This window comes from Rheinheimera sp. MMS21-TC3, from assembly GCF_032229285.1.
Classification (GTDB): domain Bacteria; phylum Pseudomonadota; class Gammaproteobacteria; order Enterobacterales; family Alteromonadaceae; genus Alishewanella.
Genome location: NZ_CP135084.1, coordinates 409,037 through 426,985 on the forward strand (window position 1 = coordinate 409,037; position 17,949 = coordinate 426,985).

Genomic DNA, 17,949 nt, shown 5'->3' on the forward strand with positions numbered 1-17,949 from the left:
GCACTAGTGTAAGAGATAAAGCCCTAGCAGCCAACTTTTCTGTTGTAATATCCCGTTTTGATTTATTTAAAACCGTTATTATTGACTGTAATTAAGAAGCTTCACTAGCTATCTGATTGTAGCCTGCTTGTTGTGCCTTATCTAACATGGCTGCGGCACGAGCTAGGAATTGGTACCAGTTATTGCTGGATTGATATAAGCATACGCCTAATGATAAGGTGATTCTGGTCAGAGTCTGTTGATTGCGCGCAGTAATAAAGCGTAGTTTAGCAATTTTGTTTTTAACAGAAGCTGCTACTTCATTGGCGGTACGTAAATCTATATCGGGTAATAATACTAAAAATTCTTCAGAACTGCTGCGTACTGCAATGCCACTATTTTGGATAAAACTGCTGATTTTATGGCTAATATTACATAGCACCTGGTCGCTTATGGCAGCACCGTATTGCTGAGTAAATTCTTTAAATTGGTTAAGGCTAATTGAGATTGCAGCAATATTCCGCTCTGGCTGCTCAGCTAACCATAACTCTACTTGGTTATGCATAGCTGAGCGATTAAACAATCCGGTTAAAGGATCGCGTAAGCGCTGCTGCTTTAGTTGCTCTAACTCATTGCGTAACTGATAACTTTGCTGGTTAGCCTGTAATAATTGTTGTTGTAACTGGGTTTGTTGCTGCTGGACTTGGCAAGTTGCTTGTTGCAGCTTATTGATAATTTTTGCCACGGCAGGGTCTATTGCCAATTGTTGTAAACTCACTAGCTGGGTATCAATAGTGGTTAAGTATTCGCTAAGGTTTTCTGCGGCCATATCGGTTTTAGCGGCTAATCGATTTAACATTCTAGTTGCTTGATACACTATATGCTCATGTGGCTGACTAACCGGGGCTAGATAACGGTTATACAACTCTGTCATGCTAAAATTATCAAACCTAGTATTAGCAGCTAATTTTTGCTCCAGACTCTGGCAAAGTTCTATATTGTTTTTACTAATGTATTCATAACTGACGGCATAGTTGATTGGATTAGCAGGCAGGTAGGTTTGGCGCATAAACGCAATAGCAGCTCTAGCTTTAGTTTCAGCTTGTTCAATAGTATCTTGATACTGCAACTTAGATAACCTTACTTAAAACAATACATTGTTCATCATGGGTTCAGTTTGGTCTTCATATTACTTGAATCTGCCATGCTGACAACTGTTTAATAAGCAAAAAGTGCAATTAGTCTTAAAACAATACAGTGACTAGATTAAATAAGATTAATAGCCTGTTCAGACGGTTAAGAGTGCTGGTATCTGAAACAAAACTGGTTACAATCAATCAAAGTCAGTGTTTGGGAAATAAAATGAAAAAAATAACGATAGCCTTAGCTACTCTGGTTTTATTAAGCGGTTGCGCCAATAATGGTCAATTAAAAAAATCGGAAAGCTTTAATCAGTTTGCTCAAGAGTTGTGGCAAGCAGAGCAAGCGTTAACGCGACCTGCAGCAGATGCTTTATGGGATATGTCTGCAGAATCATTACAAAAGCAGCAACAGCAGCGTGTTTCTTGGCATGAAAAGTTGCAAGCCATTAAGCCCAGTGCCTTATCGGAACAAGATCAAATTAACTATGCTATTTTAGATTATCGGCTAAGTAATGCTATAGATGAATATAAATTTGGCAGCCATATGATGCCGATCACATCAGAGTCAGGCTTTCATGCTTATTTATCTTTTATAGCTAAAAACTCAGTATTAAAAACTGAGCAAGATTATAAAAACTACTTAGCGAAATTAGCCGCAATTCCAACTTATATGCAGCAACAAACAGATTGGATGAAGCTTGGTATCGCCAAAGGCATGACACAGCCAAAGGCTGTTTTAACTGGCTTTGAGCAGAGTATTATCTCTTATGTAGTAGCTGATCCAACGACAAGTGTGTATTACCAGCCTTTTTTACAACAGCCTGAATTTATTTCTGCTCAGGTTTGGCAACAATTAACGGCTCAAGCTGCAGATTTAGTTATGACAGCTGTTAATCCTGCTTACCAAGCTTTTTATGACTTTATGCTTAATGATTATATGCCGGCAGCGCGTGATACTATTGCCGCCTATGACTTACCCCAAGGTAAGGCTTATTATCAAAATCGTTTAGAGCATTACACCACTTTAAAAATGACGCCAGAGCAAGTGCATCAAATTGGTTTAGATGAAGTTAAGCGAATTAGAGCTGAAATGCAGCAGGTGATTGATGAATTAGGTTTTAAAGGTAGCTTTGCAGACTTTGTCCACTTTTTGCGTACCGATGAGCAATTTTACCCTAAAACGCCGTTACAGCTAATTCAATATGCTAGCTATTTAGCTAAGCAGGCAGATGCGCAGTTACCAAAATTATTTAAAACCTTACCCCGAACCCCTTATGGTGTTATAGAAGTGCCAGCTGAATTTGCGCCTAAGTACACTACAGGGCGATATTCGGGTGCGACGCGAGATGACCAAGCAGGCTTTTATTGGGTAAATACGTATGCATTAGATAGACGGCCTTTATATGAGATGCCAGCGCTAACCTTGCATGAAGCTGTTCCTGGTCACCATTTACAAGTAGCGTTAGCACGCGAGCATAATGATTTACCTGATTATCGTCGTAGTTTTTATACTTCAGCTTTTGGTGAAGGTTGGGGCCTATATGCAGAACACTTAGGCTTAGAGATGGGCTTTTATCAAGATCCCTACAGCAACTTTGGCCGCTTAACTTTTGAAATGTGGCGAGCTGCGCGTTTAGTGGTGGATACGGGAATGCACAGCATGGGCTGGAGTAGGCAGCAAGCTATTGATTTTTTAGCCAGTAATACGGCTTTATCTATGCATAATGTGACAACTGAAATAGATCGTTATATTAGTTGGCCAGCTCAAGCCTTATCTTACAAGTTAGGTGAGTTAACTATTAAGCGCTTACGCAGTAAAGCTGAACAAGCTTTAGGCCAAAACTTCAACATTAGAGAGTTCCACGATGCTGTATTAGGCAATGGTAGCTTGCCATTAGCGGTGTTAGAGCAGCAAATAGAACAGTATATTCGTGTTCAGCAAGACAAAGCAAAATAACACTTATAGGTAATGGCTAGAGATTAATTGCCTATTTTAAATGAGCCTAGTGTTAGAATCTTATTTTAACATTAGGCTCAGTATTAACTTGGCCATCTCTATCTATAGCCGCTAAGCGACTACCTGATTTTAGTAAAGCCAGATTACCATCAGTAAAATGGCGTACACATAGTAAGTCGTAGCCAAATCTATGCAGCTCGGATACGGCAAACTTTTGCGCCAAATTTAAATCATCCCAAAAAGTATGTGCGCTTCTATTTATCTGACGTCTTTCAGCTTCCATTTATTACTCCGGTTTACATAAACTAAGGTTAAAATAAAATCCTAGTGTAATTTTAATGGTAGAAAAGCATCCATCTTTGCTACGGGAAATAGGGCTTATAGTAATCAGAGTTTAGTCTAGTTATGTAATAGTTGCAGAGTTTAACTTTAGCTGTTAAGAAATAATTACTAGTGATTCTTTGCTGATTACTTCTGTTTACGGCAAAATAATAGTTAAAGCCTATGAGCAAGGAATACAGATGAGTAAAGCATTAGACGGTCTATTATCATTATTAACATTAGAGCAAATAGAGCAGGGGTTATACCGTGGTGCCAGTCAAGATTTAGGATTTAAATCGGTATTTGGTGGTCAGGTTATGGGACAGGCATTATCTGCCGCTAAAGAAACCTTAGCAGTCGATAGAAAGCTGCACTCTTTTCACTCTTATTTTTTACGGCCAGGCGATGCCTCAAGGCCAATTGTGTATGAAGTAGAAACCATTCGGGATGGTAAGAGCTTTAGTACCCGTCGGGCCAGCGCCATTCAATATGGTAAGACCATTTTCTATTTGACAGCATCTTTTCAAACGGAAGAAGCCGGATTTGAACACCAAGATGTCATGCCAGATGTGCCAGGGCCAGAGGAACTAGTGTCTGATTTAGATTTTTATCAGCAACATGCTGACCTTATTCCTGAAGGCTTACGCAGTAAATTTATTTGTGAAAAACCAATAGAGATGCGGCCAGTTGATTTTCAAAACCCTTTTAAACCAAAAGTCAGTCAGGCTAAACGTTATGTCTGGTTTAAAGCCAATGGTGCTATGCCAGATGACTTGCGGGTGCATAAATACCTTTTAGCTTATGCGTCAGATTTTAACTTTTTACCAACGGCACTGCAGCCGCATGGTAAATCGTTTTTAGCGCCAAATATGCAGGTTGCTACTATAGATCATGCCATGTGGTTTCATCAGGATTTTCGTTTTGATGATTGGCTGCTTTATGCTATTGACAGCCCTAGTGCATCGGGTGGCCGAGGGCTAGTCCGAGGGCAGTTTTTTAATCGAGATGGCACCTTAGTGGCGTCGACAATTCAAGAGGGCGTGATCAGAGCTTATCCAACTAGCCGCTAATGGCGGCCAGTTGGTAAAATACTCTGGATGCTGAGTAAGATATCGTTGCGTAATAAACTGTCGACAGTCTGATTTAAGCTGATTAAAGCATCAGCGGCATGGACTAAGTTATTGTCATCACTGTTAGTGTAACCATTGTCGCGTAATGCTTTAATTAGGGTAGAAAATAGTTGTTTGTCATAATACTCTGGGGCAGTAATACCATGCTGCTGTAATAAACGCTGGGCCAGTTGATGGCACTGCTTTTCTAACTCAGCCCGACTTTGCGGTGCTTGAGTTAACAGCAATTGCATTACCATAGCGTAGCGTTGCAAGGTGTGCTCGGCATTATCTGCTAATAAACTTAATATAAAATAATAACGGCTTTGTTGTTGTGGCGCTGAATATAGCTCACCTTGTTGCTGCACTATATTAGTTTGCACTAAGTGTTGTAACACTTGCAGACAATAGTCATTAATATTATCTAGCTGCAAAAACATTTCTTGCTTTAGTAGTGGATAAAGCTGCTGCACGATTTTCAGCAGGTCTTGTAGGCTAACCTGACGCTGATGCAAAATAGCATTGGCTAATATAGAGGGCACTATAAATAAGTGTAAAATATTATTACGATAATAACTCATCAAAATAGCACTTTCATCACTTAAGCTAATGATCTCGCCAAACTGATCTTGATGTTGCTGCACCTTAGCTATGCTAATGGCATGCTCAATCAGCGCTTTGCTATTAGTGTCGGGCAAAGTCATTTGGCTATGATAAGGAGCTTGCTGCTGTAGCTGTAAATAAAAGTCTAATTGTTGCTCAAGCTTTTGTCGGGTTAAAGTATGCTTTTCGGTAGCGAGCAATGAGAGCGCGATTAAGTTAATGCTATTGAGTGCCGCAGCTTGATTAATGCGCTGCATAACTAATTGCGAGACATCATCAACCACTGAAGCTAGCCATAGCGGCTTTTGTACATCCAAGGGGTGAATATCTTGTTTCCAATCAGGCACGCTGTTATTAAGATGCTCATTTAACGTGAGTGGTTGGCCAAAGTTAATATAACCATTACCATAGTTCCGTAAGTTGCGAATGGCTTTTAGGACACCAAAAACAGATTCTTTTTTCTTGCCGGAGCCCTGTAGCTCGCTTAAATAAGTGTTCACCTCCATGACATGCTCATAACCTAAATATACCGGCACTATAGTAACAGGGCGGTCTATACCTCTGAGCATAGATTGCAGCGTCATGGCTAACATGCCTGTTTTAGGCTGTAATAATCGACCTGTACGGCTACGACCACCTTCAGTGTAATACTTAATAGAGTAACCTTTGCTAAATAGTTGACACAGGTATTCTCTAAAGACGGCGGAGTAGAGCTTGTCGCCGCTAAAACTACGACGAATAAAAAATGCCCCGCCACGGCGAAAGATAGTACCGGCAGGCCAAAAGTTTAGATTTATTCCAGCAGCAATGTGTGGTGGTGCTAGGCCTTGTTGATAAATAACATAACTGAGTAATAGATAATCCATATGACTGCGATGGCAGGGTACATAGACTATTTCGTGGCCTTTTTGCGCCAAGTCTCGCAGCATATTTGCATTATTTATTTTGATCCCAGTATAAAGCTTATGCCACAACCAGCTTAATACTCGATCTGCCACTCTTAACGAAGATGAACGATAGTCAGCGGCAATTTCTAATAACAATTTATGAGCATTTTTACGCGCTTGGTTAACAGAAATTCGTTTAGATTTTGCTTCTTCCGTTATTGCTTTTTTCAGTGCAGGTGCAGCTAGTAGCGCTGTAAAAAGTTGGCTCCGATTAACCAGCTTTGGGCCATTGGCAGCTAAACGTTGTCGATAGAAATGAAAGCGAGACATCCGTAATAATTTACGCGAGGTTTCATTGTCAGCACCAAATTGTGTTGCCATTTGCTGTAATGATAAAGGAGCAATAAAGCGGACTAATGAGTGACGACCAGATATTAAGACTATTAATAGTTTAGCTAGCCAGTTAGGAGAATGTGCTGCACCTAATAACCATTTAATGCTATTTTCTTTACCTGGAGCACGGCCCCAGAGGATAGAAACAGGGATTATTTGGGCGTTTAGACTAGGATTTTTTAGGTGGCTGTCTAATAAAGCTAAGCCTTGTTGCAGCGCTTTTGTAGTGCCTCGCTTTAAAAATAATGAGTGAGGTTTCTCTAAAAATAAGGTTCGAAAGTGCTTAACGCCATCAAGCATAATGTAGGATGCTGGATCAGGTAGTTGTAACTTTTTACATACCTGTTTTAATGCTGCTAAGTCTGATGCAGATTCAGTTGGACAAATATAAAATACCGGCTGTGCGGTATCAAGTTTCAGCTCATCAACTGGCTGCTCAGGCACTACTTTGTACTTCAGCAGCAAGCGTAAAGGCCACTTTAACAAGGCTGCAAACAATTTAACCGAACAGAACATAATACTATTATCCTCAAAAATCCGGCGCGTAGCATACCACGACAAGGGTGAAGGTGAAATTAGCGATTAATACCTAGGCTTGCAATTGCATCTTGCCTGTATATACTAACAGTATCAACTGTATAGGTAGCCAGCATTATGAGACCATTAACGCCACGTCAGACTGAAGTTTTGCAACTGATTAAAGATTATCAGATAAAAACCGGTATGCCGCCAACACGAGCAGAAATTGCTCAACAGCTTGGCTTTAAATCGGCTAACGCTGCAGAAGAGCATTTGAAAGCCTTAGCTAAAAAAGGGGCGATAGAAATGTTGCCTGGTACATCACGCGGTATCCGTTTATTAGGCGAAGAAGAACCAGAGCAACTAGGTTTACCTTTAGTTGGTAAAGTAGCAGCAGGCCAGCCAATTTTAGCTGCTGAACATGTGCAACAGCATTATCAAATAGACGCGACTATGTTTAAACCAGCTGCAGATTTTTTGCTACAAGTTCAAGGTATGAGTATGCAAGATATAGGCATCTTAGATGGTGATTTGCTAGCCGTTCATAAGACCAGCCAAGTTGAAACCGGCCAAGTTATAGTGGCAAGGGTAGATGATGAAGTGACGGTAAAACGATTTCAGCGTGATGGCCATACCGTATTTTTGCACCCAGAAAATGAAGATTTTTCTGTTATCAAGGTAGACTTGCGCCAGCAGCACTTTGCAATAGAAGGATTAGCTGTAGGCGTTATCCGCAAAGGCGGTTGGCTGTAAAATGTACTAAGCTCAACAGCTTATTTTTCATAAGCACTGGTATGACCATTAAGGTTTGCCGGTGCTTTTTTCGTTTTGGGGTTTACAGTTTGCGATCTATGAACAATTCTTAGTCTGCAACTGATTAAAACTAAAATAAGATCAGTGTGGTTTCAGCGCTAGCCTCGAAACCGAAATAAAAATAATAATAATGTACTAATGAAGCTTGAAACATAGATTTGGTGTGGTTATGAATTAGCCGAGAAGTGCTGTGTACTGAGTTTCTGCAGTTTGCTTTGCAAAATGACAGAGGAGAAGTCCAGTGACGAAACTGAGTAGTCTTCGTTGGTCGCTGCCAGCCCTGCTATGCACAGCGTCAGTTAACGCAACCACTATGCCTTTAAATATGACTAAAGGTGTGTCAGATATCAGTATGCAAGTTTATAACCTGCATATGACGATTTTCTGGATATGTTGCGCTATAGGTGGCGTAGTGTTTAGCTTGATGTTTTGGTCTATTTTTCGACATAGAAAATCGCGCGGCGTAACACCAGCTCAATTCCATGAAAGTACCAAAGTTGAAATAATTTGGACCTCTATACCGGTCGTTATTTTAATTCTTATGGCAATTCCCGCCACTAAAACCTTGATTGCAATGGAAGATACCACTGAAGCGGATATCACAGTGTTAATTACTGGTTCGCAATGGAAGTGGCATTATGAGTTTTTGGATCATGACGTAGCCTATTATTCCTTACTGGCAACACCTAAAGAACAAATTAATAATCGTTTTAATAAAGAAGAAAATTACTTACTTGAGGTCGACCGACCTTTAGTTATTCCTACCAATAAAAAAGTCCGCTTTTTAATGACATCTGACGATGTTATTCATTCATGGTGGTTACCCGCTTTTGCCATTAAAAAAGATGCTAACCCTGGCTTTATTAATGAGACTTGGACTCGGGTAGAAGAGCCGGGAATTTATCGTGGCCAATGCGCCGAGTTGTGCGGTAAAGATCATGGTTTTATGCCAATAGTGGTTATAGCTAAAACACCAGAAGACTTTGCTATTTGGCTAGCAGAAGAAGAAAAACGAAATGCTGAAGCCAGAGCTGAAGAGCAAGAGCTATTAGCTATGAATATGTCATTAGAAGAACTAATGACAGTAGGCGAGCGTACTTATATTGGCCATTGCTCAGCATGCCATCAAGCCAGCGGCGAAGGTTTACCGGGCATCTTTCCTGCTTTAAAGGGCAGTAAAATGGTACAGCAAGATATGGCAGGGCATATCAATATGGTATTGCATGGTAGCAGTGGCACCGCGATGCAAGCTTTTGCTAAGCAATTAAGCTTAAAAGAAATAGCTGCCGTTATTACTTATGAGCGTAATGCATGGGGCAATAATACAGGTGAATTAGTGCAAGCCGCTGATGTGCATGCAGTATTACAAGGCAAAGGGGATTAATAGATGAGCGTAATAACAGAGTCTGCCGTGGTTGACGAGCATCATGATCATAAGCCTAAGGGCATTAAACGCTGGTTGTATACAACCAACCATAAAGATATTGGTAGTTTATATTTAATATTTTCATTAATAATGTTCTTTATTGGCGGCACCATGGCAATGGTGATCCGCTTAGAGTTATTTCAACCAGGTTTACAATTTGTTGAACCGCACTTTTTTAATCAAATGACCACAGTCCACGGTTTAGTTATGGTATTTGGTGCTGTTATGCCCGCTTTTACTGGCTTAGCAAACTGGATGATCCCCATGATGATAGGTGCGCCGGATATGGCGTTACCTAGGATGAATAACTGGAGCTTTTGGATCTTACCTTTTGCTTTTTTAATTTTATTGTCATCATTATTTATGCCAGGTGGTGGCCCTGCATTTGGCTGGACCTTCTACGCGCCGCTGTCTTCAACTTACAGTAGTGATAGTACGGCGTTATTTGTGTTTTCAGTTCATATTATGGGTATATCTTCCATAATGGGGGCGATTAACGTCATTGTAACTATCTTTAATATGCGCGCACCTACTATGACATGGATGAAAATGCCTATGTTTGTTTGGACTTGGTTAGTGACAGCATTCTTATTAATTATGGTGATGCCAGTACTTGCTGGTGCTGTGACTATGGTGTTGACCGATAAATACTTTGCTACCAGCTTTTTTGATGCTGCTGGTGGTGGCGATCCTGTGTTATTCCAGCATATTTTTTGGTTTTTTGGTCACCCAGAAGTATACATTATGATTTTGCCGGCTTTTGGGATTATCTCTAGCATAGTGCCGGCTTTTTCTCGAAAACCTTTGTTTGGTTATGCTTCTATGGTGTATGCGACCGGTAGTATAGCGTTACTGTCATTCTTGGTTTGGGCGCATCATATGTTTACAACGGGGATGCCAGTCTTTGCTGAATTGTTTTTTATGTATTGCACCATGCTTATCTCGGTTCCTACTGGGGTAAAAGTATTTAACTGGGTAGCGACAATGTGGCGAGGAGCTATGACCTTTGAAGCCCCTATGATGTTTGCTATGGCATTTATTGTGTTGTTTACCATAGGGGGGTTTTCTGGGTTAATGCTAGCTATTACACCAGCTGATTTCCAATACCATGATACTTACTTTGTGGTGGCTCACTTTCATTATGTGTTAGTCACGGGTGCTGTCTTCTCAATTATGGCCGGCGCCTATTATTGGCTACCTAAGTGGACTGGGTTTATGTATGACGAAAAATTAGCGCAATGGCATTTTTGGTGCTCGCTGATTTCAGTTAATTTGCTGTTTTTCCCAATGCACTTTGTAGGCTTAGCCGGTATGCCTAGGCGGATCCCAGATTATGCCCTGCAGTTTGCTGACTTTAATGCTTTGATAAGTGTCGGCGGCTTCTTATTTGGCTTATCCCAATTGCTGTTTGTTTGGGTAGTAGTGAAGTGTGCCAGAGGTGGCGAAAAAGCCACAGCCCAAGTGTGGGAAGGTGCGCAAGGCTTAGAGTGGGAAGTGCCTTCGCCAGCGCCATACCATACTTTTACTACGCCACCAGAGGTGAAGTAACGATATGATTAAGTCAATGCATAAAACACTAACAGGTAAATTAATTGTCCTGAGTTTAGGCATGTTTGGCTTTGGCTTTGCATTAGTGCCGTTATATGACGTGTTTTGCGACTTAACGGGCATTAATGGTAAAACCGCAACAACAGCAGCTTCAACTGATGCTGCTGTAATTGATACCAGCCGTGAAATTATTATTGAGTTTATTGCAAGGCCAAATAAAGACATGCCTTGGATATTTAAACCGGAAATTAGTCGGATAAAAGTTCATCCAGGAGAAGTGCACCGGATAAACTATATAGCGACCAACCCAACTCAACGCTTTATTACTGGCCAAGCTGTGCCATCAGTTGCACCTGGCCAAGCGGCTTTATACTTCCATAAAATTGAGTGTTTTTGCTTTAGCCAGCAGCAGTTAGCAGGCGGTAAAGACATGTTGATGCCATTACAGTTTTATGTTGATCCGGCTTTACCAGACAAGTTTTCTACTATTACGCTGTCTTATACTTTGTATGACGTAACAGCAAATACCGTAGATATTGCTGGTTCGCCGACAAAACTTGGGGAATAACATGAATAACAGCTATGAAAAATATTATGTTCCCGCGCAAAGCCCTTGGCCTATTGTAGGCGCTGTTGCGTTATTCTTAATTGCCGTTGGTGCCGGTAATTATATTAATGATGTCACTTATCAGCGAACCGGTTTTGGTGGCTATATGCTATTTGCTGGCATAGTAACGCTGATTATTATGCTGTTTGGTTGGTTTAGAAATGTTATTGATGAGTCTATGAGTGGTCTATATAGCCAACAAATGTCTCGCTCATTCCGCTTGGGTATGAGCTGGTTTATTATGTCAGAAGTGATGTTTTTTATGGCCTTTTTTGGCGCTTTATTTTATGGCCGCATTATCGCTTTAAACTGGTTGGGTGGCGGTGGCAATAATGCCAGTACCTTTGCCGTGCTCTGGCCTGAGTTTCAAGCTAGTTGGCCGTTATTAAAAACCCCAGGTGGCACAGAAACCCAAGCTATGCCTGCGACAGGTTTACCTATGATAAATACGGCGTTGTTACTTATTTCCTCGGTAACCTTACACTTTGCTCATACAGCGCTTGAAAAAAGTAAGCGCGGTCAACTTAAGTTAATGTTGTTTTTTACTTTGGTCTTAGGTGCTAGCTTTTTATGTTTACAAGTTTACGAGTATGTACATGCTTATCGTGATTTAGGCTTAACCATGGCCTCGGGTTTTTATGGTAGCACCTTCTTTATGCTTACCGGCTTTCATGGTGTTCACGTCACCTTAGGCGCCATTATTTTGTTTTTTATTTTTTTACGAGTATTAAAAGGCCACTTTACCCCTAAAGATCATTTTGGTTTTCAAGCCGCAGCTTGGTACTGGCACTTTGTCGATGTGGTATGGCTGTGCCTATATGTATTTGTTTATGTGTTGTAGAACAGCTTAAAACGGGGTTGCGTTCGGCTGGATTAAGCCGAGCGCTATAGCGACAAAAATCAATAATAGTAAGGCAATAGAAATTAATAAGCGTCGACCCAGATAATGCGACATCGGAACAGAGGGCTCAGCCGCCCTTAACATGATAATACCAGCACGAAATAAATTAAAAATAATAAAGAGCAGTAGTGCGATGATAACAAGTTTAATTAACATAAAAAGTACTCTATTAGGTCAGGTTTATGCGCATTAAACTGGCTAATCATATTTTTGCCTTACGCATCGGTTGGCTCTGTATAACTGTGGCTGTTTTTATCATTTTAATCAACTTATCTTGGTGGCAGTTACAGCGAGCAGCTGAAAAGTCAGCACAACTAAACCAGTTAGCACAGCAAGCAGAACAAGCTATGCTAACTGCAACCGCGCTGGCTAAAATAGATTTGCAACAAACAAAGCCAAAACACTTAGATGGCCTTAAATTTGTAGCTACTGCAACTTGGCAAGCACCTTATATTTGGCTGCTTGATAACCAAATTGTAGAGGGGAAAGTAGGTTACGATGTTATTGTTGCGGCTAAGTTAGCCAATACTGATAGGTTATTATTAGTAAATTTAGGCTGGGTAGCAGCTACCTCATCGCGCGACACTCTTCCTGAAATTACTGTTCCTAAGCAGCTAGATTTAACGGGTACTTTGCATACTGATGTTAGCGGCATGCTGTTATTAGGTCAAAATATGGAGGCTTCAACTAGTTGGCCAAAGCGCATTCAACAAGTTAACTTTGCAGCATTTGCAGAGCAAATATCATTACCTCTGTATCCTGCGCTGTTATATCAACAGCAGCAAGCAGGCTTTATTCATCATTATACAGCTGTTGTTATGCCTCCAGAGAAGCATCACGCCTATGCTTTGCAATGGTTTTTATTAGCTATTGCAGTGCTAGGCGTGGCATTAGCGGCAAGTCATCAAGGAAGGGCAAGTTATGGCGAAAAATAAGTTTTTATTGTTGTTTGTACTATGTTGTTTAGTGCCGCTGGTACTAGCATATTTAGTATTAACTTTAGGTTGGTTTGATCGTGGAGTAACTAGTAATGGCCAGTGGCAAACTGATGAAGTGTTTTTACTTGAACCAACTACAGAGCAGGCTCACTGGCGAATTATAGTATTGCCAGCCCAGCAGTGTGACCAGTTATGTCAGAATGCGATTTACACTGTCCAACAATTATTTATTGGTTTAGGTCGTAAGCAGCAACAAGTGCAGCCAGTATTGCTTAGCGCTCTGCCTATGCCTGAGCTACCTAGCAGTTTCATGCAGCAGCCTACCAGTTACGATATTAGTGGCGAACTCTCTAACCAGATAGTGTTGGTTGATTATCAAGGCTTAGCGTTATTACGTTATGCCATGCCCAGCACAGAGGCTGAAATGATATTAACCGCTAAAGCACTGCGCCAAGATTTATTAAAGTTGCTTAATTACGATAGGACTGAAGTATGACAAGACAGCGTTGGCTGGCAGGTTTTGCCATTATCCTTACATTGGGGGTTATTACCTTAGGTGCCTACACTAGATTAACTGATGCCGGCTTAGGTTGCCCTGATTGGCCGGGTTGTTATGGTTTTTTAAAGGTGCCGCAACAAGAACATCATATAGCGCAAGCTATGCAAGCTTTTCCTGATCGGCCAGTGCATGCAGAAAAGGCTTGGAATGAAATGATCCACCGTTATTTTGCTGGTACTTTAGGATTATTAATAGCTTTTATTTTTATTAGTAGTTGGTGGCGCAGTGCTAAGCCTAAGTTATTACCTAGCATCTTAGTAGTATTAGTTATATTTCAAGCTGCTTTAGGTATGTGGACAGTAACGCTTAATTTACTACCATTAGTAGTGATGGGGCATCTGTTAGGGGGTTTTGCCATTTTAAGCTTATTGGCTTTATATTGGCTAAAACATCAACCAAAACTGCCTGCGCAACCTGAACTTATAGGTTTAAAACCCTTAGCAAATTTCGCCGTTATTTTGTTAATTGTCCAGATAGCCTTGGGCGGCTGGACGGCAGCTAATTATGCCGCTTTAGCCTGTATAGAGCTGCCAATTTGCGAACCAGGTTGGTTACAACGAATGGATCTGGTAGCGGCGTTTGATTTGCACTTAGGGCATGACGATTATGAATATGGCGTAATGTCGGCTGAGGCGCGACAAACGGTACATATACTGCATCGTTTTGGGGCCTTAATTACTGTTAGTGTGTTAGCCATATTTTTATGGCAGTTATGGCAAAGAGCCATCCAACCCAGAGTGCGCAAACTAACGCTGATTGCGGCAATTTTATTAGCTTGCCAATTTTGTTTAGGTTTAATGAATGTAGTATTGCATTTACCTTTAGCAAATGCGGTAGCGCATAATGTTGTAGCTGCCAATTTATTAATGGTTTTAGTGTTATTGTTGGTACAAGTCCCGAGCCTAGGCTCGACAAGGAGCAACCATGCTGAGCATAAGTAAACCCTATGATTTTACTGCTGTATGTAAAGACTATTTAGAACTAACTAAACCTAAGGTTGTGGCGTTATTAGTATTAACAGCTTGGGTAGGAATGATGCTAGCTGTTCCTGGCTTGCCAAATATCGTAACAGTGCTAATAGCGACCCTAGGCATAGGTTTACTTTCTGCTGCAGCTGCGGCAATGAACCATGTTGTAGACCGCCGTATTGATGCGCAAATGGCCCGTACTTACAGTAGGCCTATTGCTAAAGGCCGTATTACTAGTCGACAAGCAAGTATTTTTGCCACAACCTTAGCCGCGCTTGGTTTTATATTATTATATTTTGCGGTTAATGCCTTAACGGCTTGGTTAACTTTAGCCAGCTTATTTGGTTATGCAGTGGTTTATACCCAATTTTTAAAGCGAGCAACTCCGCAAAATATTGTTATAGGTGGCTTAGCTGGCGCTATGCCGCCGTTATTAGGGTGGACGGCTATTACTGGTGAAATACATGGCCATGCTCTGTTATTAGTAATGATTATATTTGCTTGGACACCGCCTCATTTTTGGGCGTTAGCTATTCATCGTAGAGCCGATTACGCTAAAGTGAATATGCCAATGCTACCTGTTACCCATGGTATAGAGTTTACAAAAAGCATTATTTGTTTATACACAGTGTTATTGTTTGTGGTTTGCTTAATGCCATATTTAGTGGGCATGAGTGGCGCTATATATTTAATTGGCAGTGTAATTTTGAATTTGCGCTTTATGCAATATGCTTGGCAGTTAAAGTTAGCCGATGAAAAGACCGATTTAGCGATGAAAACCTTTAAGTTTTCAATCATTCATTTAATGGCGTTGTTTCTGATATTGTTAGTTGATCATTATTTAAAGGTGTCACCATTTTATGTTACGTAATATTGTTTTAGGATTAATTGCGCTAGCGGCTGTTGCTGCTGGCGCCATGTTTTATAAGGCTCAGCAACAAAGCGCTGAGCCATCTAATGCTTTAGTGTACCCACAACCAAGAACCTTAAGCGACTTTAGTTTAACTGACCAATTTGGTGCTACTGTTGATCGTGAACGCTTATACGGCCAATGGACCTTAGCTTTTGTCGGTTATACCTATTGCCCAGATATCTGTCCTTTAACTTTAGCTAAACTGGCCGGAGTGCAACCTGATCTTGCTGCTATGGTAGAGCAGCCGTTAAAGATTTGGTTTATATCGGTTGATCCCAATCGTGATACAGTTGAACAGCTAAATAACTATGTTAACTATTTTGACCAAGCCGCGGTAATAGGCATGACAGCAGGGCATGAACAGCTATTTCCGTTTGTTCGTCAGTTAGGCCTAATGTATGCCATAAGCAGTACTACAGAGCCTAATTATTTAGTGGATCACAGTGCATCAATTGTTTTAATCAATCCGCAAGGTCAGTTAGTGGCAATGTTTAAACCGCCATTAAAAGTTGGCGAGCTGCCCGTGGTTAGCTCAGAGCAATTATTAGCAGATTTCCCGCTAGTGCTGAGAAAGCTTAATCAAGCCTAATCCAAGGTTGTGAGTACCAATAATAATAGCCTTTTTTGCTAAGTGAGGGGGCAGTACAGTTATAGCGACTACGACCTTTAGCTAAAGGCTTGCTAGCTTGAACGCTAAAGCTGTTTTTAGTTATCCAGTTAGGTGTTAAAACCTGACCTGAGGCATAGCACTGTAATTGACTAGGCTGAAAGTCGTCTACCTTTAGGGTTAAGCGTAATGTAGGTGGGTTAGCTTTGTGTATTAAAGAGTCTGTTTGATGCTCATCAGTAATAGTAAAAGCTAAACTGCGAAACTTCTGACTAAGTTGAGTTAAATCTGCATATTGGCCGGCAGCTGGGAACCTAGGGATATGAGTTAAAGAAGTGTTATTACCCACAGCTCCTGAATGTTGGCCAATACCGATAAACCCCAGCTCAGATACTAGTTGTTCAAGCGCTAGGCTATATTCCCCATAAGGGTAAGCTAGCCATTTATGCGATTGACCAGTATGTAACTTAATTTTAGCTTCAGCATCTAAAATACTTTGTTGCATCCGCTCTAACCAAGCTTGCTTCGTTTCTCCAGCTTCAGGCGCTGCCATATGCTCGTGCCACATAGCATGGTTAGCAATGAGTACCCCTTCATCGGACATTTGTTTAACTTGTTGCCAATTAAGCAAAGGGCCATCTTGTTTATCAATACTGCCAGGGCTGATAAAAAGAGTATAAGGATAGCCAAATTGTTGCAAAATAGGCCTTGCGGTAGTGAAGTTGTTTTCATAGCTATCGTCAAAGGTTATAACAACGCTATTGTCTGCTACAGGTTGATTGGTTTGTAGTTGCTGAATTAAAACATCCAGCCCAATAACCTTAAAATTATGATCTTTTAAATACTGCAGGTGATCATGAAACTCCTCAGCTGTTACGCTGGTTACGCGAGGGGTATCACTGGCAACATGATGATAAATAAGGACAACAGCAGCTTGAGCTGTGGTTAGAGTTAAATTAATAAACGCCATAAACAGCACTGATAATCGCAACATAACTTCACTCCTAGCAGTAATATAGCACTAGGTTATATCACAGCTAGGAGTTTGCTTCAGCTAATAGCGTAGCTAACCCATCATCATTAATAGTAAGAGTGTTCGCCAGCTTGGTGCTCAGTAATATCACGAACGCCGGTTAATTCATTACTAAATTGATTTAACAACTGCTTTTCAATACCTTCTTTTAAGGTCAAATCAACTTGTGCGCAACCATTACAGCCACCACCAAACTCTAATACCACAACACCTTCTTTTGTTAGCTCAATGATACTGACCCGACCGCCATGACTAGCTAATTGCGGGTTAATTTCAGAATCGATGACGTACTGCACGCGTTCTTGTAAAGGCGCGTCGTCATTCACCTTACGAACTTTGGCATTCGGCGCTTTTAAAGTTAACTGAGATCCCATCTGATCGGTAGTAAAATCAATTTCAGCATCAACTAAAAAAGGTTTACTTTCTGCATCAATTACCGCATCAAAGCCAGTAAAATTAAAGCGTAAATCTGTTTCTTCAACAGCATCTGGTGGGCAATAGGAGACGCCACATTCCGCTTGAACCGTGCCTGGGTTGACTACAAAGACACGAATTAAAGTGCCTTCAGGTTGGTTAGATAAAAGTTTTGCAAAGTGTGCCTGAGCTTGTTCGGAGATCGAAATCATATTAGTACCTGACTAAATTACTAGGTTAATTACTATGATACTCCTCCTCTTTATTGGATGCCAGCCTCGCTTGAGTTTTGCTTTAAGATCTGGCTAACTT

18 protein-coding genes are annotated in these 17,949 nt (G+C 40.9%); 12 read left to right on the plus strand and 6 right to left on the minus strand.

The window, feature by feature from the left end; genetic code table 11:
- Positions 1-91: 91 nt before the first annotated feature.
- Positions 92-1,108 (minus strand): GGDEF domain-containing protein, encoded by a 1,017-nt coding sequence (locus RDV63_RS02175; RefSeq protein ID WP_313907881.1) that lies wholly within the window; start codon positions 1,106-1,108, stop codon positions 92-94.
- 233 nt (positions 1,109-1,341) lie between these two features.
- Between RDV63_RS02175 and RDV63_RS02180 the strand changes: the two genes are divergently transcribed.
- On the plus strand, positions 1,342-3,078 hold the full coding sequence (locus RDV63_RS02180; protein WP_313907882.1) for a DUF885 domain-containing protein: 1,737 nt from the start codon (positions 1,342-1,344) through the stop codon (positions 3,076-3,078).
- A 52-nt stretch (positions 3,079-3,130) separates the two neighbouring features.
- On the opposite strand, the gene RDV63_RS02185 is transcribed toward RDV63_RS02180, so the two are convergent.
- A complete protein-coding gene (locus tag RDV63_RS02185) occupies positions 3,131-3,361 on the minus strand; it encodes a hypothetical protein (protein WP_313907883.1) in 231 nt (76 codons plus the stop codon).
- A 238-nt stretch (positions 3,362-3,599) separates the two neighbouring features.
- Between RDV63_RS02185 and tesB the strand changes: the two genes are divergently transcribed.
- The gene (gene tesB / locus RDV63_RS02190; RefSeq protein WP_313907884.1) at positions 3,600-4,469 is read left to right on the plus strand and encodes an acyl-CoA thioesterase II; all 870 of its coding nucleotides are present in this window, start codon (positions 3,600-3,602) and stop codon (positions 4,467-4,469) included.
- Here the strand turns inward: tesB and plsB are convergent.
- Positions 4,466-6,907, minus strand: a complete 2,442-nt coding sequence (gene plsB, locus RDV63_RS02195; RefSeq protein ID WP_313907885.1) for a glycerol-3-phosphate 1-O-acyltransferase PlsB — start codon at positions 6,905-6,907, stop codon at positions 4,466-4,468. The two genes, tesB and plsB, sit on opposite strands and share 4 nt — an antisense overlap.
- A gap of 138 nt (positions 6,908-7,045) precedes the next feature.
- On the opposite strand from plsB, the gene lexA reads away from it, so the two are divergent.
- From lexA to RDV63_RS02220, 5 genes are all read left to right on the plus strand, one after another.
- Positions 7,046-7,663 carry a transcriptional repressor LexA gene (gene lexA / locus RDV63_RS02200; RefSeq protein ID WP_313907886.1) on the plus strand — a complete coding sequence of 206 codons (618 nt, stop codon included), beginning with the start codon at positions 7,046-7,048 and terminating at the stop codon, positions 7,661-7,663.
- A 301-nt stretch (positions 7,664-7,964) separates the two neighbouring features.
- Positions 7,965-9,107, plus strand: a complete 1,143-nt coding sequence (gene coxB, locus RDV63_RS02205) for a cytochrome c oxidase subunit II (RefSeq protein ID WP_313907887.1) — start codon at positions 7,965-7,967, stop codon at positions 9,105-9,107.
- A 3-nt stretch (positions 9,108-9,110) separates the two neighbouring features.
- Positions 9,111-10,697 carry a cytochrome c oxidase subunit I gene (gene ctaD, locus RDV63_RS02210; protein WP_313907888.1) on the plus strand — a complete coding sequence of 529 codons (1,587 nt, stop codon included), beginning with the start codon at positions 9,111-9,113 and terminating at the stop codon, positions 10,695-10,697.
- 4 nt (positions 10,698-10,701) lie between these two features.
- A complete protein-coding gene (locus tag RDV63_RS02215; RefSeq protein ID WP_313907889.1) occupies positions 10,702-11,265 on the plus strand; it encodes a cytochrome c oxidase assembly protein in 564 nt (187 codons plus the stop codon).
- Between the two features lies 1 nt (position 11,266).
- Positions 11,267-12,145: a cytochrome c oxidase subunit 3 gene (locus tag RDV63_RS02220; protein WP_313907890.1), complete on the plus strand. Its 879-nt coding sequence runs from the start codon at positions 11,267-11,269 to the stop codon at positions 12,143-12,145.
- Positions 12,146-12,151: 6 nt separating this feature from the next.
- Here RDV63_RS02220 and RDV63_RS02225 read toward each other — a convergent pair whose 3' ends face one another.
- Positions 12,152-12,361 (minus strand): DUF2909 domain-containing protein, encoded by a 210-nt coding sequence (locus RDV63_RS02225; protein WP_313907891.1) that lies wholly within the window; start codon positions 12,359-12,361, stop codon positions 12,152-12,154.
- 26 nt (positions 12,362-12,387) lie between these two features.
- Between RDV63_RS02225 and RDV63_RS02230 the strand changes: the two genes are divergently transcribed.
- Genes RDV63_RS02230 through RDV63_RS02250 form a run of 5 tightly spaced genes read left to right on the plus strand, consistent with a single transcriptional unit; the run spans position 12,388 to position 16,172 of the window.
- On the plus strand, positions 12,388-13,140 hold the full coding sequence (locus RDV63_RS02230; RefSeq protein ID WP_313907892.1) for an SURF1 family protein: 753 nt from the start codon (positions 12,388-12,390) through the stop codon (positions 13,138-13,140).
- Positions 13,127-13,639 carry a hypothetical protein gene (locus RDV63_RS02235; RefSeq protein ID WP_313907893.1) on the plus strand — a complete coding sequence of 171 codons (513 nt, stop codon included), beginning with the start codon at positions 13,127-13,129 and terminating at the stop codon, positions 13,637-13,639. The genes RDV63_RS02230 and RDV63_RS02235 overlap by 14 nt, the downstream gene beginning before the upstream one ends.
- Complete coding sequence (locus RDV63_RS02240; protein WP_313907894.1) at positions 13,636-14,643, plus strand: COX15/CtaA family protein; 1,008 nt, start codon at positions 13,636-13,638, stop codon at positions 14,641-14,643. The genes RDV63_RS02235 and RDV63_RS02240 overlap by 4 nt, the downstream gene beginning before the upstream one ends.
- On the plus strand, positions 14,627-15,541 hold the full coding sequence (gene cyoE / locus RDV63_RS02245) for a heme o synthase (RefSeq protein ID WP_313907895.1): 915 nt from the start codon (positions 14,627-14,629) through the stop codon (positions 15,539-15,541). The genes RDV63_RS02240 and cyoE overlap by 17 nt, the downstream gene beginning before the upstream one ends.
- Positions 15,531-16,172 (plus strand): SCO family protein, encoded by a 642-nt coding sequence (locus RDV63_RS02250; protein WP_313907896.1) that lies wholly within the window; start codon positions 15,531-15,533, stop codon positions 16,170-16,172. Before cyoE ends, RDV63_RS02250 begins: the two co-directional genes overlap by 11 nt.
- On the opposite strand, the gene RDV63_RS02255 is transcribed toward RDV63_RS02250, so the two are convergent.
- A complete protein-coding gene (locus RDV63_RS02255) occupies positions 16,159-17,184 on the minus strand; it encodes a polysaccharide deacetylase family protein (protein WP_313907897.1) in 1,026 nt (341 codons plus the stop codon). The genes RDV63_RS02250 and RDV63_RS02255 overlap by 14 nt on opposite strands.
- Before the next feature lie 86 nt (positions 17,185-17,270).
- Positions 17,271-17,849: a Fe-S biogenesis protein NfuA gene (gene nfuA / locus RDV63_RS02260; protein WP_313907898.1), complete on the minus strand. Its 579-nt coding sequence runs from the start codon at positions 17,847-17,849 to the stop codon at positions 17,271-17,273.
- Positions 17,850-17,949 lie beyond the last annotated feature (100 nt).